This window comes from Corynebacterium kalinowskii (genome assembly GCF_009734385.1).
GTDB classification, from domain to species: domain Bacteria; phylum Actinomycetota; class Actinomycetes; order Mycobacteriales; family Mycobacteriaceae; genus Corynebacterium; species Corynebacterium kalinowskii.
Window position 1 is genome coordinate 2126093 of the sequence record NZ_CP046452.1, and the last position, 19994, is coordinate 2146086.

A 19994-nucleotide genomic window follows, 5' to 3' on the forward strand; every position below is an offset into this window, starting at 1 on the left:
GTACCGAGATGAAACCTAGAAGGTCTCGTCGAGAGGCACGGAGGCGCCGGTGAATTCACCGTAGCCGTCGTCGCCGTAAATCGAATCACCGTAGGTTGGGATCGAGTACGCGGCGTTGCGTGCTGCTTCGGTTGGCTTGACCGAGATGTTGCGGTAGCGCGAAATACCCGTACCAGCTGGGATCAGCTTACCGATGATCACGTTCTCCTTGAGGCCGATGAGCTTATCCGAGCGCTTGTTGATGGCGGCGTCGGTAAGCACACGCGTGGTCTCCTGGAAGGAGGCCGCGGAGAGCCAGGATTCAGTAGCCAGGGAAGCCTTGGTGATACCCATGATTTCGGAACGAAGCTCTGCAGGCTGGCCCGCGTCGGCAATTGCCTGTGCGTTGGCGCGCTTTGCTTCGGACAGGTCAACCAGGGTGCCCGGCAGGAATTCGGTGGTGCCGGATTCGATGACGGTACCGCGGCGCAGCATCTGGCGAATGATGATTTCGATGTGCTTGTCGTGAATTGCCACACCCTGGGCGCGGTACACGGCCTGCACTTCATCAATCAGGTGCTGCTCAACACCACGTCGGCCCAAAACCTCGAGCACGTCGTGTGGGTCGGCTGGTCCACGCAGGAGGCGGTCGCCCACCTCAACGCGGTCGCCTTCACGCAGCGTGCGCTCAATCATGGCATCTGGGTTGGATTCCATCGGAACCTTGATCATTGCCAGGCCCTGACGCTTCGAGAGCTTCTCGTACACCACGTTGTCCGAGCCGTCTTCTGGCTCGATCGTCAGGGTGTAGAAGTTACCCTCATCATCCAGGTGCACCTTGCCGGCGACAGAAGCAATCGGAGCGCGGTTCTTAGGAACGCGGGCTTCGAACAGCTCCTGAACACGTGGCAGACCACCGGTAATGTCGCCACCGACACCACCCTGGTGGAAAGTACGCATGGTCAGCTGGGTACCAGGCTCACCAATGGACTGTGCAGCAACGATGCCGACTGCCTCACCGATATCAACCTGGTGGCCGGATGCCATGGACTTGCCGTAGCACTTTGCGCACACGCCGGTTGGGGTCTGACAGGTCAGCACGGAGCGAACCTTGATCTGCTCGACGCCAGCGTTAACGAGCGCGTCGATCTCCAGCTCGCCCAGGTCGGTGCCCGCAGGGAGCACAACGTTGCTTGCCTTATCGACGGCATCGGCAGCCAACACGCGGCCGGAGACGGAAGTCTCGACCAGGGAGTGGCGGACGAACTTGTCGCCGGAAGCCTCGGTCACTGGGACACGGACACCCTGGCGGGTGCCACAGTCTTCTTCGCGAACAATGACATCCTGTGCGACGTCGACGAGACGACGGGTCAGGTAGCCAGAGTCTGCGGTACGCAGTGCGGTATCGGCCAGACCCTTACGGGAACCGTGGGAGTTGTTGAAGTACTCGAGAACCGTTAGGCCTTCACGGAAGGAAGTCTTAATTGGTCGGGTGATGTAGTCACCCTTCGAGTTCACAACCATGCCCTTCATGCCGGCCAGGGTCCAGATCTGACGCATGTTACCTGCAGCACCAGACTTCACGATCATTGGAATCGGGTTGTCATCTGGGTAGAGATCCTCGACAGCCTTACCAACCTCGTCGGTTGCGTCCTTCCACAGCTCGACCAGGCGATCGTAGCGTTCGCGGGCGGTGAGCTTACCGAACAGGAACTTAGTCTCGATCGTACGAGCCTCAGCTTCGTAACGATCAAGCATTTCGTCCTTGTTAGGCAGAACTAGCACGTCAGACATGGTGATGGTTACGCCAGAGCGGGTTGCCCAGTAGAAACCAGCATCCTTCATCTTGTCCATGGTCTGCGCGACGGTGATAATTGGGTAGCGCGCGGACAGGTCAGTAATGACGTCGCCGAGCATGATCTTGTCGCTGCCGCCACCCTTACGGACCATGACGCCCTCGAGGTAGGAGTAGTTCCAAGGCAGCAGTTCATTGAACATGATCCGACCAAGGGTGGTGTCAGCCAACCAGGTGTCGCCCTTGTTCCAGCCCTCTGGGAACAGCTCTGCTTCGAGGTCTGCAGGTGGACGCAGGTGCGAGATACGCACCTTGATCTTGGCCTGGAGGCCAAGAACGCCGCGGTCGTACGCCATGATGGCTTCAGCCATCGAAGCGTAGACACCCTGAGCCGGACCATTATCGTCGGCTGGCTTGTAGCAGCCCTGACCGCCGAACTCGTCTTCCTTCTTATCCAGGGTCAGGAAGTACAGACCGGTCACCATGTCCAGACGTGGCATAGCCAGTGGCTTACCGGATGCTGGGGACAGGATGTTGTTGGAAGCAAGCATCAGCACGCGTGCTTCTGCCTGCGCTTCGGCAGACAGTGGCAGGTGAACTGCCATCTGGTCACCGTCGAAGTCGGCGTTGAATGCTTCACAAGCCAGTGGGTGCAGCTGAATAGCCTTACCTTCAACCAGCACAGGCTCGAAGGCCTGGATGCCGAGACGGTGCAGCGTTGGTGCACGGTTCAGCATCACTGGGTGCTCGGAAATGGCTTCTTCCAGAACGTCCCACACCTCTGGGCGCTGGCGTTCAACCATGCGCTTAGCGGACTTAATGTTCTGCGCGTAGTCGTTTTCCACCAGACGCTTCATGACGAATGGCTTGAACAGCTCCAGAGCCATCAGCTTCGGCAGGCCACACTCGTGCAGGCGCAGCTGAGGACCAACGATAATAACGGAACGACCGGAGTAGTCCACGCGCTTACCGAGCAGGTTCTGACGGAAACGACCCTGCTTGCCCTTGAGCAAGTCAGACAGGGACTTCAGTGGGCGGTTGCCTGGTCCGGTGACCGGGCGGCCACGACGACCGTTATCGAAGAGTGCGTCCACAGATTCCTGCAGCATGCGCTTTTCGTTGTTCACGATGATCTCTGGTGCACCCAGGTCGATCATGCGCTTCAAACGGTTGTTGCGGTTGATCACACGACGGTAGAGGTCGTTGAGGTCGGAGGTTGCAAAGCGACCGCCGTCGAGCTGCACCATTGGGCGCAGCTCTGGTGGGATCACTGGAATGCAATCTAGAACCATGCCAGCAGGATCGTTGCCGGAGCGCTGGAAGGCCGCGACGACCTTCAGGCGCTTCAGGGCACGCATCTTCTTCTGGCCCTTGCCGTTGTTGATGATGTCGCGCAGAATCTCAGCCTCTGCGTCGAGGTCGAAACCACGAATGAGGCTTTGGATCGCTTCAGCACCCATGCCGCCGGTGAAGTAATCCTCGTAGCGGTCAACGAGCTCGGTGTAGATGGTCTCGTCGATGATCATCTGCTTTGGAGCGAGCTTGACAAAGGTCTGCCAGATCTCTTCCAAGCGGTCGATCTCGCGCTCAGCGCGTTCGCGGATGTGCTGCATTTCCTTTTCGGCAGCGGAACGAACCTTCTTCTGGGCGTCGGCCTTAGCGCCAGCAGCCTCGAGTTCAGCAAGGTCCTCTTCCAGCTTCTGAGCGCGATCAGCGATCTCAGATTCCATGTCCGCCTCAACGTCCTTCTTCTCCAGCAGCATTTCTGCTTCCAGAGTGGTCAGGTCATTGTGGCGTGCCTCGTCATCAACGGTGGTGATGATGTTGGCAGCAAAGTAAATGATGCGCTCCAGGTCCTTTGGAGCCAGGTCCAGCAGGTAGCCCAGGCGAGATGGCACGCCCTTGAAGTACCAAATGTGGGTTACCGGCGCGGCCAGCTCAATGTGACCCATGCGCTCACGGCGAACCTTGGACTTGGTGACCTCAACGCCACAGCGCTCACAGATGATGCCCTTGTAACGGACGCGCTTGTACTTGCCACACTGGCATTCCCAGTCACGAGTTGGACCGAAGATGCGCTCGCAGAAGAGGCCGTCCTTCTCAGGCTTCAAAGTACGGTAGTTGATGGTCTCAGGCTTTTTGACCTCGCCCTTTGACCAACGACGAATGTCGTCAGCGGTTGCGAGTCCAATGCGGAGCTCGTCGAAGAAGTTGACGTCGAGCACGTAACTCCCTTTCCCTATATGTCTTGGGTTTTAAAAGAACTTGTTCGTATCTGCCTTGCGCCTTGTCGACGGCCATAGGTATCCAAACTTATGGCCGTCGATAAGTGGCTAAGACCGTGAGCTACGCGATGTCGTCGGTGCGTTCGTCGCGGGACAGGTTGATGCCGAGGGAGGCACCGGCCTGATCAAACTCATCATCGTCAGTAGTGCCCAGTTCCATTGGGGTGCCGTCTGCGGAGAGAACTTCCACGTTCAGGCACAGGGACTGCAGTTCCTTGAGCAAAACCTTGAAGGATTCTGGGATGCCAGGATCAGGGATGTTTTCGCCCTTCACGATGGCTTCGTAGACCTTCACACGACCAACCACGTCGTCAGACTTGATGGTCAGGAGCTCCTGCAGGGTGTATGCAGCGCCGTATGCCTGCATTGCCCACACTTCCATTTCACCAAAGCGCTGGCCACCGAACTGGGCCTTACCACCGAGTGGCTGCTGGGTAATCATGGAGTAAGGGCCGGTGGAACGAGCGTGAATCTTCTCATCAACCAGGTGGTGCAGCTTCAGGATGTACATGTAGCCGACTGCAACTGGGAATGGGAATGGTTCACCGGAACGACCATCGAACAAGGTTGCCTTGCCGTTCTCATTGACCATGATGTCTCCGTCACGGTTTGGCAGAGAGTTAGCCAGCAGACCAGCGAGTTCATCGTTGGAAGCACCGTCGAATACCGGGGTGGCGGTCAGCGAGCCAGCAGGAACGTCGTAGAGCTCCTCAGGGAGGGTCTCCAGCAGCTTGGCATTCTTGATGTCTTCTGGGTCAACGTGCCAACCGGCGGCAGCAAGCCAGCCGAGGTGAACTTCGAGCACCTGGCCGATGTTCATACGACGAGGCACACCGTGGGTGTTCAGGATGATGTCCACTGGGGTGCCGTCTGGCATGAATGGCATATCTTCCTGAGGCAGGATCTTGCCCACAACACCCTTGTTGCCGTGGCGGCCGGCGAGCTTGTCGCCGTCCTGGATCTTGCGCTTCTGAGCCACGTAAACGCGGATCATTTCGTTAACGCCAGGAGCCAGATCGTCATCGTCTTCGCGGGAGAAGCGACGAACGCCGATGACCTTACCGGTCTCGCCGTGCGGAACCTTCATAGAGGTGTCGCGAACTTCGCGAGCCTTTTCACCGAAGATGGCGCGCAGGAGACGCTCTTCCGGAGTCAGCTCGGTCTCGCCCTTAGGGGTGACCTTACCGACCAGGATGTCGCCGTCACGAACGTCTGCACCGATGCGGACAATACCGCGCTCGTCGAGGTCCTTGAGGACATCTTCAGAAACGTTCGGGATTTCACGAGTGATCTCTTCAGCACCAAGCTTGGTGTCGCGAGCATCGATTTCGTGCTCCTCGATGTGGATCGAGGTCAGGATGTCATCCTCAACCAGGCGCTGGTTCAGGATGATGGCGTCCTCGTAGTTGTGGCCTTCCCATGGCATGAATGCCACGAGCAGGTTACGTCCAAGAGCCATTTCTCCGTTGGAGGTACCAGGACCGTCGGCAAGCACCTGGCCAGCTTCCACCCGCTGACCCATGTCAACGAGCGGCTTCTGGTTGTACGAGGTGCCCTGGTTGGTGCGCTGGAACTTGCGCAGCATGTAGGTGTCGCGGATGCCATCATCACCCATGATGGTGATGAAGTTGGCGTCCATGTTCTCTACGATGCCGGCCTTCTTCGAGATGACAAGGTCACCTGCGTCGTAAGCGGCGCGCTTTTCCATACCGGTGCCCACGTATGGTGCTTCTGCACGTACGAGAGGCACGGCCTGACGCTGCATGTTCGCACCCATGAGGGCACGGTTTGCATCGTCGTGCTCGAGGAATGGAATCATTGCGGTTGCAACGGACACCATCTGACGAGGGGAAACGTCCATGTAGTCGATGTTCTTGGAATCGACGACCTCGATGTCGCCGTTCTTCAGACGTACCACTACGCGATCTTCAACGATCTTGCCGTTTTCATCAAGTTCGATAGAAGCCTGTGCGATGACGAAACGATCTTCTTCGTCTGCGGTCAGGTACTCGATGCGGTCAGTGATGACACCGTTTTCTACCTTGCGGTACGGGGTCTCAATGAAGCCGAATGGGTTGACCTTGGCATAAGAAGACAGGGAACCGATCAGACCAATGTTCGGGCCTTCCGGAGTCTCAATTGGGCACATACGGCCGTAGTGAGATGGGTGCACGTCTCGGACTTCGATGCCAGCGCGTTCACGGGACAGACCACCTGGGCCCAGTGCGGACAGACGACGCTTGTGCGTCAGGCCGGACAGGGAGTTGTTCTGGTCCATGAACTGGGACAGCTGAGAGGTACCGAAGAACTCGCGGATCGCAGCGGAAACTGGACGGACGTTGATCAGGGAGGTAGGCGTGATGGACTCAGCGTCCTGCGTGGTCATGCGCTCGCGAACGACGCGCTCCATACGGGACAGGCCAACACGAACCTGGTTCTGGATCAATTCGCCAACAGTACGCAGACGACGGTTACCGAAGTGGTCGATATCGTCAACGCCAACCGGGATGATCTCGCCGGTAGGAGAGGTCATCGACGTCTCACCTGCGTGCAGACGAACGAGGTACTCAATGGTGGTTGCGATGTCTTCTTCGGTCAGGGTCATCAGACCCTCGTGATCGCCACCAAGACCCAGCTTGCGGTTGACCTTGTAACGGCCGACCTTAGCCAGATCGTAGCGCTTGGCCTTGAAGAAGGAATTGTCCAGCAGAGACTGAGCAAGGTCGCGGGTAGGCTGCTCGCCTGGACGCTGCTTGCGGTAGATCTCCAAGAGTGCTTCGTCAGTGTTTGCAACACCGTCGGACTCGAGGGTGGACATCATGATCTCGGAGAAGCCGAAGCGCTCCTTGATCTGCTCGGTGGTCCAGCCGAAAGCCTTCAGCAGGACGGTCACCGGCTGGCGACGCTTGCGGTCGATGCGGACACCAACGGTGTCGCGCTTATCGACGTCAAATTCCAGCCATGCACCGCGTGAAGGAATCACCTTCACGGCATGCAGTGGACGCTCGGTGGACTTATCGATCGACTGATCGAAGTACACACCTGGGGAGCGCACGAGCTGGGAGACAACGACACGCTCGGTGCCGTTGACAATGAACGTGCCCTTGTTCGTCATCATTGGGAAATCGCCAATGAAGACCGTCTGCGACTTGATTTCGCCGGTCTCATTGTTTACGAATTCCGCGGTGACGTACAGCGGCGCAGAATAGTTGATGTCCTTGTCTTTGGACTCGTCAATAGTGTGCTTCACTTCTTCGAAGCGAGGCTCAGACAGGGACAGGGACATATTTCCGGAGTAGTCCTGAATTGGGGACAATTCATCCAGAATGTCCTCGAGACCGCTGGTCACACGTTGACCTTCACCGACCTCTGCTTGCATACGCTCACGCCATTCAGGCGTGCCGATCAGCCAAGCAAAAGATTCGAGCTGAAGGTCCAAAAGACCAGGGACCTCGATTGGCTCCGTAACTTTAGCGAACGAGTATCGCTTCGGAGCTCCAGGGATTTCGGCCATAGACTTGGTCTGGCGGGAGACTGCCAAGATGCGTCCTTCCAGCACCTCACGTGATTGACACCCCTAAAAGTGGGTAAAGGGTGCCATTCACTTACTTTGAGCATTCGGTCTGCTTTAGGATCTGTCCCACTTGCACCACTCGGACCTTAGTCCGAATAGCACGGAATGACCTTGTCAAATCGGTTTTTTCAAACCAACTGCCAAGGTCTTTCAAAAAACTGGGTACAGATTCCAGTGCAACGAAACAGCCTATATCAAATTCTGCTCAAAGTAAAGAACTTCAGTCTTTGTCTTTGCGGGCACTGTAACACAGGATGAGCAGACTCACCGCCGACACGCCTTAGGGCTTGCGGGCGAAGAGCCCGAATACACCTGCCAGGCCGGCAATCGTGAGCAGCGATCCGAGTCCAATCGCAACCCAATTGAGCTGACGTATCAGCGAACCGTCATCGATCTGGGCGGCTTGGGTAAGCATGTCAGAGCGTGATTCTTCGGACAATTGGCCGTCGAAAAGCAAAGCCTGTTCTTTCTTCTCGCCGGTTTTGGTGCCGTAGAAGTCATCGATTTGCTCGTGAATGTCGACTACGAGGCCCGATTTCTGATCAACGTAGTAGTCGCGCGTTCCAGAATGGAAGAGGTAGCCAGTCTCCTCCCCCTCCAGCTTCTTCGTATTGAATGGGCCCGCGTAGCTCATCGCCACGTTCGTCGGTTCAATGTCCTGACGGTAGCGATAGACCTTCCGGCCATTAATCTCCAGCTCTTCCTGGAACGTCGCAGGAACGGCCTTACGCAGGGTCACATCAAAGACCTGATAGGTGGACTGAGCCGCGTTTACCGGAAACTTCACCCAGAGCGCATCGATGGGTACTTGCTTCGCTGAACTGGCCGGCTGGTCAGTCATCGTCGCTTCAGTCAGCGCCTGCCCTGTGAAGCGATCCAGACGGTAGCTCCAGACCGTGGCATCGATAAGGCGATCAAGTTCATCTTGGTTGCTCACGCGCATGGTGGTGACGCCAATGCGGGCTGTCACTGAATTCGTGTCTACAGGGTCCATGAATTGCGCGTGGTACTGGCGCGAAACTGGAACCGTCACCACCTTGTCCTGCTGCGGAATCCGTGCCTTGGCCTTGTCATCTGTCAACGTGAACGTAGTGTTGCGCAGATCAAGCGGCATGCGGCCGTCAAAGTGCAGGAAATAGGGAGAGAGCAGTCCCCAGGCCAACAGCATGATGCCTAGGCCAATGATCAGTGCAGAAAAGATGCGGGACTTTGGAAGCATGGCACTTACTTTACCTGTAGTCGGTGTCACTCCTTGGCGGAGGCTTCGGCAAAGTTGTGGCCGAAAAGGTCAGCAACGAGGGGGCTTGCTAGCTCAAATGTCCCACCAACAGGAAAACCCCGCGTGCAAGAAGCACACGGGGTTTACAAGAGTAAGCGAGATTACTTGAGGGTAACCTTTGCGCCAGCCTCTTCGAGCTTAGCCTTAGCAGCCTCAGCGTCGTCCTTGTTAGCACCCTCGAGGATAGCCTTAGGAGCGGACTCAACGAGCTCCTTAGCTTCCTTCAGGCCGAGACCGGAAACGATCTCGCGAACAGCCTTAATAACGCCGATCTTCTTAGCGCCTGCGTCCTCGAGAACGACGTCGAATTCAGTCTTCTCTTCTTCAGCAGGAGCACCTGCAGCAGCGCCGCCAGCAGCAGCAACTGCAACTGGAGCAGCAGCGGTAACTTCGAAGACCTCTTCGAATTCCTTAACGAACTCAGAGAGCTCGATGAGGGTCATTTCCTTGAAAGCTTCAATGAGCTCGTCCTTGGTGAGCTTAGCCATGATGGCAAGTCCTTTCGTTTGTTTGACTCAATCGAGTCAGGGAAGTAAATGGTGTGTTTTCCCGGCGATGGGAAATTATTCGCCTTGCTTCTTTTCCTGGAGTGCAGCGCCGAGGCGTGCGACCTGGGAAGCAGGAGCGTTGAACAGGCCTGCAGCCTTTGCCAAGTTGCCCTTCATGGCACCAGCCAGCTTTGCGAGAGTGGTCTCGCGGTTGTCCAGCTCGGCAATAGCATCAACCTGAGCTGCGCTCAGGGCGTTGCCATCCATGTAGCCACCCTTGACCACGAATGCCTTGTTGTCGCCACTGAACTTCTTCAGTGCCTTAGCAGCATCTACAGCTTCGCCCTGAATGAAGGCAACAGCGGTAGGACCGGTAAGGAGATCATCAAGACCTTCAATGCCGGCATCCTTAGCTGCCAGCTTGATCATGGTGTTCTTGGCGACGGAGTACTGGACCTCAGAGCCCAGAGCACGACGCAGTTCGGTGGTCTGCGCCACGGTCAGACCGCGGTACTCGGTCAATACGATCGAGTTAGCAGCCTCGAACTTCTCCTTCAGCTCTGCCAGAGCAGCGGTGTTCTTTGCGTTTGCCATTACTTCGCCTCCTTCCTCATGTATATGTACGTTGTCCGCCGAGGCCTTTTGTGCAAACAAAAAACCCCGTGCAAGAGCACAGGGGTACAAACTCACATACCGTGAGGATGGACTCGCGTTACTCCTGCGTGGGCCGGTTCCTGATGTGGAACTCTTTCAACTCCTTAAACGGAGTGACCGACGGTCTTCGGTGAAACTTGAGTTGCGTCTTAACGACGCTTCAAACTTCGGGGTTAACCCTAACCTTTATACGGGCGATTAACCAAATCGCCTGGCAGCACGCTTATCGACGCCACTTCCCTGCCCTACACCTGCAGGGAAACAAACGGTTCGAACGGCAGGAGCCTAATAATGAACCAGGCGATGAAAACTCCCACTACCCACTCTCCCGCATAGCGCCAGTTCATCCAATCTGGGACGTGCTTGCCAAACGTTCGCGCCAGCCACGCAAACCAACTCCAGCCTACGAGGGCGAAGAGGACCAGAGCTACCACGTTATAGCGAATCGCATCGAGAAAGTGGAGGTTCATGACTGAGTAGATCATGCGGGCCGTGCCACAACCGGGACAGTTAATACCGAGGATTGCTTTGGTAGGACATTCGGGAATCATGCCACCCGGCGTCGTGGGATCAGCCGCTGCAACAGCAAAGCAACCGCACAAAGCGGTTGCCCCTGCTATCAGCGGCAGAGCGGGATGCTCCACCAGGTGCGAAATTTTACTGGTACTCATTCATGAGCTGCTCGTAGTCTGGGGCCCAACCCATCACTTGGCCAAGAATGCTGAGCAAGAACATTGCGACGACAATGCAGGAAATGACGATGTTGGTGGTGCGAGTGGTCTTGGCAGTCTGAAGAGCACCTGCCTGATCGCCCATTTCCCACTTCTTCTTTACCTGGGAGGAGAAGTAAACACCGATCAAGCCGATCGGGAGGCAGCACGCGCAAATGGACAAGATCGTGTTGATGATGGACCACGGCATCAGATTGTTAGGCTGCTCGCCGCCCATTGGCATGCCGGCATTCATACCACCCGGGTAGCCACCGCCTGGGTAACCACCAGCGTTGGAACCAGCCGTCGCGTCAAAGCCGGTGTTATCGGAGGCACCACCATATGGATACGCGCTTCCCTGGCCAAAGTTGTCGTTATTGCCTTGTCCAAAGTTGTCGTTGTTATTCTGGCCGTCGTTGCCATATGGGTTACTAGGAGTAGTCATTAAAAGGTTAACCTCTCTTATTTAGGTATTGTTCCGATAATTAGACCACCCAACCGTAACAATCTTCCGGGCATTGGGCAGTGCGAAAAGCGGCAGAATTTGGAATTGAAATCAATTAGATAGCTACTATTTGAGCCTGACCTCCTCGGTTTGACCAACGTTAAATCCCCAACTGACCGTGCCGTCTTCGAATTCAATCGTCGCTGCAATGAAGATGACAGTCGCTATCAGACATAGCCAAAAGGTGAGTGCGGCCACTCGCGCCCAGTTGCGCGCGCCGTGCACGTCTCCCCTCGTCCACGAACTGCGGGAAAACGCACTGAAGATAATTCCGAAGACACCTAAAATATTGCAGCAAAAGATAGTGAGCAGGATGTTGGGGATCAGCCAGGACTGAGGCTGTGGGGGCAAGTAGCGAGGCTGTTGGTACATGATTGGGCTCCTTTCGGTAATAGGAGTCCAGTGGAACGACTTTTGTTCCCAAATGTCTAAGTTGGGCTGGAAGCGACCACTCCGCATAACTGATCGCTATCCAGGTTTGCAGAGAACAAGGTTGAATAACGAAAAATCCCGCTCACACGAAGTGAACGGGATCTCGAAAAGCTAAAGATTAACCAGCGTAGTTCTTCAGAACGGAAGGATCTACTGGCAGGCCTGGGCCCGTGGTGGAAGACATGGTGATCTTCTTCAGGTAGATGCCCTTTGCGGAAGATGGCTTGAGACGCATGAGCTCGTCGATGAGCGCACCGTAGTTCTCGGCCAGCTTCTCAGCATCGAAGGATGCCTTACCGATCAGAGCGTGCAGGTTGGAAGCCTTGTCCACGCGGAAGGAGATCTTGCCGCCCTTAACCTCTTCGATTGCCTTAGCAACGTCGTTGGTTACGGTACCGGTCTTAGGGTTAGGCATGAGACCACGTGGGCCGAGGACGCGGGCAACGCGGCCAACCTTGGCCATCTGGTCAGGGGTAGCGATTGCAACGTCGAAGTCGATGGTGCCAGCGGTGATCTGCTCGATCAGCTCAGTGGTGCCAACGACGTCAGCGCCTGCAGCCTGAGCCTCGGTAGCCTTCTCGCCTTCAGCGAACACTGCAACGCGGACGGTCTTACCGGTGCCGTGTGGCAGGTTAACGGTGCCGCGAACGAGCTGGTCAGCCTTACGTGGGTCAACGCCCAGGCGGATAGCAACGTCGACGGAAGCGTCGTAGTTCTTGGAGGAGGTCTCCTTGACGAGCTTTGCAGCCTCGATTGGAGTGTAGATGCGGCCAGCGTCAACCAGTTCAGCGGCTGCGCGGAATGCCTTAGAAGTCTTGCTCATTTGGGGTTTCCTTTACGAAAATTGTGGTGTGTCGGGCCGAGCCGGCCCTTCCACGTACAGATTGATGCCCTAGGGGCGTCGAAAAGCTTAGTTGCCCTCGACGGTGATGCCCATGGAGCGAGCGGTGCCGGCGATGATCTTTGCGCCTGCCTCGACGTCGTTAGCGTTGAGGTCTTCCTTCTTGGTGGTAGCGATCTCACGGCACTGGTCCATGGTGACCTTGCCGACCTTCTGGGTGTGAGGAACGCCAGAACCCTTTTGCAGGCCAGCAGCCTTGAGCAGCAGCTTGGCAGCAGGAGGGGTCTTCAGCTTGAAGGTGAAGGAGCGGTCTTCGTAGACGGTGATTTCTACTGGCACAACGTTGCCGCGCTGGGATTCAGTCGCAGCGTTGTAAGCCTTGCAGAACTCCATGATGTTGACGCCGTGAGCACCGAGTGCTGGGCCAACTGGAGGAGCTGGGTTAGCAGCGCCTGCCTGGATCTGGAGCTTGATGAGACCGGTGATCTTCTTCTTAGGAGCCATCGAACTTACCTACTTTCCGTGGTACCGCACCCACTGACCTTCGATGACTGTCAGCAAGCACGACCGGATGCCCATGTTCAAGTGAGCCACCGGGGATGATTATGAGCGCGCCGAATGGACACGCGAGGTACTACCCTACGCCAGCGCCCGCCGTCGAACCAAATCGCTGGCTTCTCGACGACGGGCGCTGTGCTTACTGATTTAGGAGATCTTCTCTACCTGGTCAAACGTGAGCTCGACTGGGGTTTCGCGACCAAAGATGGATACGAGCGCCTGGAGCTTTCCGGACTCGACATCGATCTCGGAAATCGTGGCGGACACGGATGCCAACGCACCGGTAAGGATGGTGACAGCCTCTCCGACCTCGAAGTCGACCTTTGGAGCCTTCTTTGACTCAGTCATTGGCTGAGCAATCAGCTTCTCGCCCTCGGCGTTGGTGGAGTCAGCCTCACCCTCAGCTGGAGCGGTCTGCGGCATCAGGAACTTTGCAACGTCGCGGTGCTTGACCGGGGTGGCGTTGCCCTCGTTACCAACGAAGGACGTCACGCCTGGGGTGTCGCGCACAACAGACCAAGAACGATCATTGACATCCATGCGGACGAGGACGTAACCCGGAAGCAGCTTACGCTTGACCAGCTTGCGCTTGCCATCGCGAATCTCGGTTACTTCCTCGATGGGAACGACAACATCGTAGATGGAGTCCTCAACCTCGAGGGTCTGGGCACGCATATCCAGGTTGGTCTTCACCTTGTTTTCGTAGCCGGAGTAGCACTGGATGATGTACCACTGACCAGGGAGCTTCTTGAGCTCACGAATGTAGCCGCGCAGACGCGTCTTGTACTCTGCCAGAGCGGCATCCTCAGCGCTGAGCTCCGTATCGCCGAGAGCTTCCGCAGCCTCCGCGAGTTCAGCGTCGTTAGCCTGCTCCTTTGCCTCCGCTGCCTGGGCAGCGTCAGTCAGATCAGTATCCAGATCAGTTTCAGGCGTGAATTCGTCGCTCATTGTGTACTTTCTTTTCGAAGCCGGTTTGTTCTTAAGTCTACCCTTGGGGAACAGGGCAATAAATTATCCCGCCGTACCCTGGGGGCATTCGGCGGGATGTTTGCGCTTAATACTAGTTATTGAACGAAGATCTTTTCAACTCCGAGTCCTGCGAGGAAGTCCACACCGGACACCAGGGCAGTCAACAGAATCAAGAAGATGAACACAACGATGGTGTACGTAACCATCTGCTTGGCCGTTGGCCAAATAACCTTCTTGAGCTCAGAGCCAACTTCTGGCAGGAACGCGGCGACTCCGCCGCCGACTTTCTCTTCACCAGCGTTACGAGCGACCTGCTTCTTTGCCTCAAGTTGGGCAGCAGAAGTGGTAGAAGCTCCAGTGAGCTGACGCTTACCAGCAGGGCGAGCAGCAGCCGCCGCGTTTTCTGGTTGACGATCTTCAGACACCTAAAGCTCCTTGATTACAACTGATGAAGGTTACCTTGCAGGGGCGACAGGAATCGAACCTGCAACCTACGGTTTTGGAGACCGTTGCTCTGCCAATTGAGCTACGCCCCTTCATGAACCACCCAGAATTGAGCAGTACGGAACCACTTTAGCCACAAACCGTCCGCATTTCAAACAAACACGCACAGCAACCAAGGTGACTTTGGCTTGAAGCTTGTGCAAAAAGAGTCCCCAAGCCTTAAGGCACCAGGGACAATCTTGCTAGCTTCAGTAGCGATGGCGAGAATTGAACTCGCGACACAACGATTATGAGTCGTTTGCTCTACCACTGAGCTACACCGCCACGTTCATTTTGCCGATTTTTACACCGGAAAAAGAACAGAGCCCCCTGACAGAATCGAACTGTCGACCTTTTCCTTACCATGGAAACGCTCTGCCGACTGAGCTAAGGGGGCACAGCTTCTTGTGCGCCTGGCAAGTTAGACCTGCCCGCTCTGTTGAAGCCTTGAGTAGAATAACCGTACTTTGCACATGTTTACAAATCAGGTGGTCAGGACGCGTTTTTAAGCAGTGTTTTGAACAAGCTAGCGGTGTAGCCGAGCTGGGACGCTGCCACGGTATCTGGTTTAAGCAACAAAAGCGTGTCAGCAATCTGCCGCGCCCCGGGCCAGGGTCTCAAAACCGAGGTTTATGCCGGGTTTCTAACAACACCAGCACCACCTGGGGCGGTTCAAGGCTACGGCGTAGGTAAATCTGTCTCATCCGGCAAGGTTTACACACCAATCCGACATCACTCATGACCGATTTCTGGGTAAACCTGCGAACTTCAACCAGGTTTACCCACACCAAACCCAACCAAAACAAAAACCCGCCTCACTTCCATTAAAGAAGTAAGACGGGCTGCGCTGTGCCAGATGATGGATTCGAACCAACGTAGGCAATGCCGACGGATTTACAATCCGCTCCCTTTGGCCGCTCGGGCAATCTGGCGTGCACCTAGGTGCGTTAAACACTCTACTACGAACCACCCACGGCGAAGCAAATCGCCAGGTCAAGTGGCAAAATTAGCCTACTCGGGAGACCGTCAGTCGAGCCAAAGTGATCAACGCATCAGTGGCTGGACCGGACGGCAGCTTGGCGAGTTCAGCTTCGGCTTGGGCAAGGAGGGAATGGACGTCGGCAAGCGCGCGCTCACGGCCGGTGGAGCGCCCGAGGAGGTCCAGAACTTCGGCGAGGAGGGCGTCGTCATCCCCCACAGGGCCAGTGAGCTTGTCGCGCAGCTGGGCGCCCACAGGGGTGTCCTCGGCGAGAGCATAGAGCACCGGGAGGGTGAAGACGCCTTCGCGCAGATCGGTGCCCGGATTCTTTCCGGACTGGGAGTAGTCAGAGAAGATGTCGATGATGTCATCCACGATCTGGAACACCATGCCGATGTCATAGCCGAAATTGCGCAAGGCTCCCCTGGCCTCAGGAGAGGCTCCCGAATGCAGTGCGCCGAGGTAGCCGGCAGAGGCAATGAGGACGCCGGTCTTCTCCTTGATCACATCCATGTAGTGCGCGATCTCGTCGCGCCCCTCAGCGCCCACGGTTTCCCGCATCTGCCCGGTCACCAGGTCATGGAAAGTCTCCGCAAAGTGCGCAACCGTTTCGACGCCGAGGTCCGCCATAATTCGGGACACATTGGCAAGCAAGATGTCGCCAGCAAGAATTGCCACTGAGTTGTTCCAGCGAGCGTTAGCAGAATCGACGCCACGACGCTTTTCAGCCTCGTCCATGACATCGTCGTGGTACAGCGTGGCCAGGTGCGTCATCTCCACCACGGTGGCCGCAGCGATAACTTCTTGGCAGCCCGGCTTGGAGCCATACTGGGAAGCGATCAGCGCGAACATCGGACGGAAACGCTTTCCACCGGCCTGAGCCAGATGAAGCACTTTGTCCGTAACAAAGCTTTCACCGCGGGAGAGCTCAGAGAGCAAGTATTCTTCTACCTGCGCTAACCCCTTGTTGATCGAGTCGGTGAGGTCTGGGTCGCCGAGAGTAAACTGCGGAGCGTTTCCTTCTGCTGCGGTCACCTGGGTGACAAGCTCTGCTGGCTGCTCGCCAGTGGTCGGCAAACCGGCCTGGCCGTTGCTCATTCGTCGTTGCCCTCGATCTTTGCTGCAACCCCTCGCATGTCAAGGGGTCAAACGGATGTACTGGTTAGGTATCTACGGTAGCCTAAACAATTCCTCCATACACACCCCGGGTAAGTGTTTCGCGCGAATCCTTGCCACAATGGAAGGTGTGAGCCAAACCTTCCACTTTGATGTTCTCATCGTCGGTGCGGGACCAGCTGGTGCCGCCGCCGCATTTTTCGCCTCCAAGCAGGGTCTTTCCGCCTTGCTTGTCGACGCCGAGCAGTTCCCGCGCGACAAAACGTGCGGCGACGGACTCACGCCGCGAGCCATGCGCATGTTGGAAAAGATGGGTCTGGCCGGGCAGCTCACCGCCACTTATCGCTCAAACGGGCTCAAACTCCACGGCTTCGGCGGATCCGTCACTGCCCCTTGGCCCGACTCCCCATTCGGAGAAGTCGGCTCCGCCTGCAGGCGCACCGAATTTGACCACCTGCTGGTCCAGCACGCCAGCGCGCAGCCTGAGGTCACGACGTGGCTCGGCGCTACCGTCCACTCCCCGACTTTGCAGGGTGGCCGCGTTGCGGAGGTGGTGGTGACGCACGAGGGCGTCGATAAGCAGGTGCGGCCACGGCACGTGATTGTGGCAGATGGGGTGCGATCCACGTTTGGCAAGCAGCTGGGGCGCGAGTGGCACCGCGGCGAGGTGTACGGCATCGCCGCACGGTCCTATTGCGCCACCCCGCTTTCCGACGAACCCTGGATCCATTCCCACTTGGAGCTCCGCTCACCGGATGGCGTGGCCCAACCCGGATACGGCTGGATCTTTCCGCTCGGCAATGGCTTCGCCAACGTCGGCTGCGGCGCACTGTCCACCGACAAGCGACCTGCGCGGGTGAACACGAAGAAGCTGCTGCACCACTACGCTGATTCGTTGGCTGTCGAGTGGTCCTTCGGAGCCCCTTCCGAGGTAGCTTCGGCTTTGCTCCCGATGGGTGGCGCTGTCACAGGTGTGGCGGGGCCAAATTGGATGCTCATCGGCGACGCCGCTGCTTGCGTCAACCCACTGAACGGTGAAGGAATTGACTACGCGCTGGAAACAGCTGAGCTGGCCATTGACCTGTGCACCGCGTCCAAAGACTTTACCTTGGTCTGGCCTTTTGTCCTGCGGGAGCACTACGGCGAGGCATTCATGCTCGCCCGCACTCTGGCCCGGGCTCTGACCTATCCGCAGTTCCTGCCGGTGTTCGGACCAGTTGGCTTGCGAGTGCCCATCCTGATGCGTTCCGCGGCGCGACTGATGGGAAACCTGGTCACCGAAGAGGACCGCGATATGGTCTCTCGCGTGTGGCAATCTGCCGGACGGCTCATGGTGGGAGCCAGGTCCGAGTCGCCACTGTGGTCCTAGCGTCCTGCCGTTAGGACGGTTTAACAGCCGAGTGCAAAGCGACGATACCGAAGGTGAGGTTCTGCCAGCCGGCGCCCTCCCAGCCATTTCTATTGATGCGTCGGGCTAGTTCTTCCTGGTCCGGCCAGGCACGAATGGAATCGGCGAGGTACTCGTAAGCAGTAGGATTGGAGCTCACGGCCCGGGCAATAGCGGGCAGCGCTCGCAACACCAAAGAATAGGCCTGCGCGAAGATCGGCACGATTGGTGTGGAGAATTCTGCGATGCAGAGGCGTCCGCCTGGCTTGGTCACGCGAGCGAGCTCGCGGATGGCGGATTCATGGTCGTGGATGTTGCGCAGTCCGTAGGAGATCGTCACGGCGTCAAAGGTGTTGTCTGGGAACGGCAGTTGCATGCCATCGCCGGCGACCTTGGGCACGTCTCTGTGCTTTCCGGCGGCAAGCATGCCAAGCGAGAAATCGCAGGCGATGCAGGTGGCGCCGGATTTGGCCAGCTCGGTGGTGGAGACAGCGGTGCCAGCGGCGAGGTCAAGCACTAATTCACCGGGCTTTAGCGCCAACCGTTCGCGGGTGCGTCGACGCCAGTGGGCATCGATTCCGAGCGTGAGCACCGTATTGGTGATGTCGTACTTCTTGCCTACCTGGTCAAACATCCGAGCGACGTCGATGGGCTGCTTGTCCAGCGTTGCCTTAATACCTTTGTTAGCCACGCCCTAAGCGTACTAGTCCACGCGCGCGCCGAGTGCCTTGGCTGCCCACAGTGGCAATTCCGGAAGTGGACCAAAGATCGTCAGTGGCACACGCTTGGATTCGGCGATCACGGCGTCGTAGTGCTTGAGAAGTTGCTCGCACAGGCTTTGCCACGTCTTGGTGCGCACGGTGTTCCGGGAGGCTGCGGCGTAGCGGTCGTAGCGGCGCGGATCGAGGATCTGATCCACTGCGTGTGGCAGTTCTTCGGAGAACGTCTCTACGTCAAGCAGGTCACCATCGACGCCCGGGGTAATGAGGTCGATAGGGCCACCGGCGCGCGGGCCGATGGTCGGAACGCCCGACGCGTGTGCTTCCTGAATCGCCTGGCAGAAGGTCTCGAACTCGCCGGTGTGGACGAACAAATCCAAGCTGGCGTATGCGCGGGAGAGCTCTTCGCCCCCGAGCGCGCCCATGAACACGGCGGTGGGCAGCAGACGCTCGAGGCGCTGGCGCTCCGGGCCATCGCCGACAATAACTAGCTGCAGGTCATTGCGATGCGCGAGGGAAACAAGCCTATCGACGCCCTTCTCCGCAGCCAGACGACCCACAAAACCAACGATGCGCTTGGAGCGGGTCGGGTCCCAGACAGTGCGCAGCTCCTCGGAGCGCTTTGACGGGTGGAATCGGACGGTGTCTACGCCGCGACCCCAGTGGTAGATCTCGTTGATGCCATGGGCCTCGAGTTCGGCGATGGTCACCGATGATGGGGCAAGGGTGCGCTGGCACATGTTGTGCAAGGTGCGGGTCCACTCCCAGGAAGCAGCCGCGAGCAGGGTGAGCTTGTACTTCGTGGCAAAACCGGCAACGTCAGTTTGGTAGATCGCGATCGCCGGAATGCGCAGCTGTCGCGCCGCCAGAGCGCCAGCACCGCCGAGAACATAAGGCGAAGCCAGGTGAATAATGTCCGGATTAAAGTTGCGCAGCGCTTGGGTGACGGCAGGAATAGGCACGCCAACTGGCAGAGAGTTAATGAGTGGGACCATGATGGTCGGAACTCGGAAGATTTCAAACCCGAGGTAGTCGGGGATCTCTTCCTCGAAGTCGCGGGCACCCGGGGCAATCACGAGGGCCTCATGCCCTTGCGCGTGGAGGTGCTCGAGGACTCTCAGAACGGAGTTGGTCACTCCATTGACATTCGGCAGGAATGACTCAGCAACAATGGCAACACGCATGGAAGTCATACTCTCCTTTGAAAACCACCAACACCTTGTCGGCAGGTTAAGTCCAGG

At 57.3% G+C, this 19994-nt stretch carries 16 protein-coding genes and 4 tRNA genes; 1 reads left to right on the top strand and 19 read right to left on the bottom strand.

What is annotated here, in order from left to right; translation table 11 throughout:
- Positions 1 to 15: 15 nt before the first annotated feature.
- The 17 genes from CKALI_RS10165 to CKALI_RS10245 all read right to left on the bottom strand — a co-directional run bounded on the left by CKALI_RS10165 (position 16) and on the right by CKALI_RS10245 (position 16629).
- Positions 16 to 3999, bottom strand: a complete 3984-nt coding sequence (locus CKALI_RS10165) for a DNA-directed RNA polymerase subunit beta' (RefSeq protein WP_156193245.1) — start codon at positions 3997 to 3999, stop codon at positions 16 to 18.
- 121 nt (positions 4000 to 4120) lie between these two features.
- Complete coding sequence (gene rpoB / locus CKALI_RS10170; RefSeq protein ID WP_197079686.1) at positions 4121 to 7618, bottom strand: DNA-directed RNA polymerase subunit beta; 3498 nt, start codon at positions 7616 to 7618, stop codon at positions 4121 to 4123.
- A 295-nt stretch (positions 7619 to 7913) separates the two neighbouring features.
- The gene (locus tag CKALI_RS10175) at positions 7914 to 8852 is read right to left on the bottom strand and encodes a DUF3068 domain-containing protein (protein ID WP_156193247.1); all 939 of its coding nucleotides are present in this window, start codon (positions 8850 to 8852) and stop codon (positions 7914 to 7916) included.
- Positions 8853 to 9013: 161 nt separating this feature from the next.
- Entirely contained in the window at positions 9014 to 9400 is a 387-nt protein-coding gene (gene rplL / locus CKALI_RS10180) for a 50S ribosomal protein L7/L12 (RefSeq protein ID WP_156193248.1), read from the bottom strand.
- Positions 9401 to 9475: 75 nt separating this feature from the next.
- On the bottom strand, positions 9476 to 9994 hold the full coding sequence (rplJ, locus tag CKALI_RS10185; protein WP_156193249.1) for a 50S ribosomal protein L10: 519 nt from the start codon (positions 9992 to 9994) through the stop codon (positions 9476 to 9478).
- A 305-nt stretch (positions 9995 to 10299) separates the two neighbouring features.
- Complete coding sequence (locus CKALI_RS10190; RefSeq protein ID WP_156193250.1) at positions 10300 to 10725, bottom strand: DUF2752 domain-containing protein; 426 nt, start codon at positions 10723 to 10725, stop codon at positions 10300 to 10302.
- Entirely contained in the window at positions 10712 to 11209 is a 498-nt protein-coding gene (locus CKALI_RS10195; protein ID WP_156193251.1) for a CD225/dispanin family protein, read from the bottom strand. The genes CKALI_RS10190 and CKALI_RS10195 overlap by 14 nt, the downstream gene beginning before the upstream one ends.
- A gap of 126 nt (positions 11210 to 11335) precedes the next feature.
- Entirely contained in the window at positions 11336 to 11641 is a 306-nt protein-coding gene (locus CKALI_RS10200) for a CD225/dispanin family protein (RefSeq protein ID WP_197079687.1), read from the bottom strand.
- A gap of 178 nt (positions 11642 to 11819) precedes the next feature.
- Positions 11820 to 12524, bottom strand: coding sequence for a 50S ribosomal protein L1 (rplA, locus tag CKALI_RS10205; RefSeq protein ID WP_156193253.1), 705 nt, complete (start codon positions 12522 to 12524; stop codon positions 11820 to 11822).
- Positions 12525 to 12611: 87 nt separating this feature from the next.
- Positions 12612 to 13046: a 50S ribosomal protein L11 gene (rplK, locus tag CKALI_RS10210; RefSeq protein WP_156193254.1), complete on the bottom strand. Its 435-nt coding sequence runs from the start codon at positions 13044 to 13046 to the stop codon at positions 12612 to 12614.
- A 201-nt stretch (positions 13047 to 13247) separates the two neighbouring features.
- Positions 13248 to 14048 carry a transcription termination/antitermination protein NusG gene (nusG, locus tag CKALI_RS10215; protein WP_156193255.1) on the bottom strand — a complete coding sequence of 267 codons (801 nt, stop codon included), beginning with the start codon at positions 14046 to 14048 and terminating at the stop codon, positions 13248 to 13250.
- A gap of 116 nt (positions 14049 to 14164) precedes the next feature.
- Positions 14165 to 14494, bottom strand: coding sequence for a preprotein translocase subunit SecE (gene secE / locus CKALI_RS10220; protein ID WP_156193256.1), 330 nt, complete (start codon positions 14492 to 14494; stop codon positions 14165 to 14167).
- A gap of 38 nt (positions 14495 to 14532) precedes the next feature.
- Positions 14533 to 14605 (bottom strand) — tRNA-Trp (locus tag CKALI_RS10225).
- Positions 14606 to 14765: 160 nt separating this feature from the next.
- Positions 14766 to 14837 (bottom strand) — tRNA-Met (locus CKALI_RS10230).
- A gap of 39 nt (positions 14838 to 14876) precedes the next feature.
- Positions 14877 to 14949, bottom strand: a tRNA-Thr gene (locus tag CKALI_RS10235).
- Positions 14950 to 15402: 453 nt separating this feature from the next.
- A tRNA-Tyr gene (locus CKALI_RS10240) sits at positions 15403 to 15484 on the bottom strand.
- A gap of 74 nt (positions 15485 to 15558) precedes the next feature.
- Positions 15559 to 16629: a polyprenyl synthetase family protein gene (locus CKALI_RS10245; protein ID WP_156193257.1), complete on the bottom strand. Its 1071-nt coding sequence runs from the start codon at positions 16627 to 16629 to the stop codon at positions 15559 to 15561.
- 139 nt (positions 16630 to 16768) lie between these two features.
- On the opposite strand from CKALI_RS10245, the gene CKALI_RS10250 reads away from it, so the two are divergent.
- Complete coding sequence (locus CKALI_RS10250; RefSeq protein WP_156193258.1) at positions 16769 to 18016, top strand: geranylgeranyl reductase family protein; 1248 nt, start codon at positions 16769 to 16771, stop codon at positions 18014 to 18016.
- Positions 18017 to 18026: 10 nt separating this feature from the next.
- Here the strand turns inward: CKALI_RS10250 and CKALI_RS10255 are convergent, their stop codons facing one another.
- Both CKALI_RS10255 and CKALI_RS10260 read right to left on the bottom strand, forming a co-directional pair.
- On the bottom strand, positions 18027 to 18710 hold the full coding sequence (locus tag CKALI_RS10255) for a demethylmenaquinone methyltransferase (protein ID WP_269076365.1): 684 nt from the start codon (positions 18708 to 18710) through the stop codon (positions 18027 to 18029).
- A gap of 27 nt (positions 18711 to 18737) precedes the next feature.
- Complete coding sequence (locus tag CKALI_RS10260) at positions 18738 to 19937, bottom strand: glycosyltransferase family 4 protein (protein WP_156193769.1); 1200 nt, start codon at positions 19935 to 19937, stop codon at positions 18738 to 18740.
- Positions 19938 to 19994: the final 57 nt, after the last annotated feature.

Excerpts from the sequence above, each read along its gene's own strand:
- CKALI_RS10245 (WP_156193257.1), bottom strand. The coding sequence starts at position 16,629 with ATGAGCAACGGCCAGGCCGGTTTGCCGACCACTGGCGAGCAGCCAGCA.
- CKALI_RS10175 (WP_156193247.1), bottom strand. The coding sequence starts at position 8,852 with ATGCTTCCAAAGTCCCGCATCTTTTCTGCACTGATCATTGGCCTAGGC.
- CKALI_RS10190 (WP_156193250.1), bottom strand. The coding sequence starts at position 10,725 with ATGAGTACCAGTAAAATTTCGCACCTGGTGGAGCATCCCGCTCTGCCG.
- CKALI_RS10250 (WP_156193258.1), top strand. The coding sequence starts at position 16,769 with ATGGAAGGTGTGAGCCAAACCTTCCACTTTGATGTTCTCATCGTCGGT.
- CKALI_RS10195 (WP_156193251.1), bottom strand. The coding sequence starts at position 11,209 with ATGACTACTCCTAGTAACCCATATGGCAACGACGGCCAGAATAACAAC.
- CKALI_RS10200 (WP_197079687.1), bottom strand. The coding sequence starts at position 11,641 with ATGTACCAACAGCCTCGCTACTTGCCCCCACAGCCTCAGTCCTGGCTG.
- rplA (WP_156193253.1), bottom strand. The coding sequence starts at position 12,524 with ATGAGCAAGACTTCTAAGGCATTCCGCGCAGCCGCTGAACTGGTTGAC.
- rplL (WP_156193248.1), bottom strand. The coding sequence starts at position 9,400 with ATGGCTAAGCTCACCAAGGACGAGCTCATTGAAGCTTTCAAGGAAATG.
- rplJ (WP_156193249.1), bottom strand. The coding sequence starts at position 9,994 with ATGGCAAACGCAAAGAACACCGCTGCTCTGGCAGAGCTGAAGGAGAAG.
- nusG (WP_156193255.1), bottom strand. The coding sequence starts at position 14,048 with ATGAGCGACGAATTCACGCCTGAAACTGATCTGGATACTGATCTGACT.
- CKALI_RS10260 (WP_156193769.1), bottom strand. The coding sequence starts at position 19,937 with ATGCGTGTTGCCATTGTTGCTGAGTCATTCCTGCCGAATGTCAATGGA.
- rplK (WP_156193254.1), bottom strand. The coding sequence starts at position 13,046 with ATGGCTCCTAAGAAGAAGATCACCGGTCTCATCAAGCTCCAGATCCAG.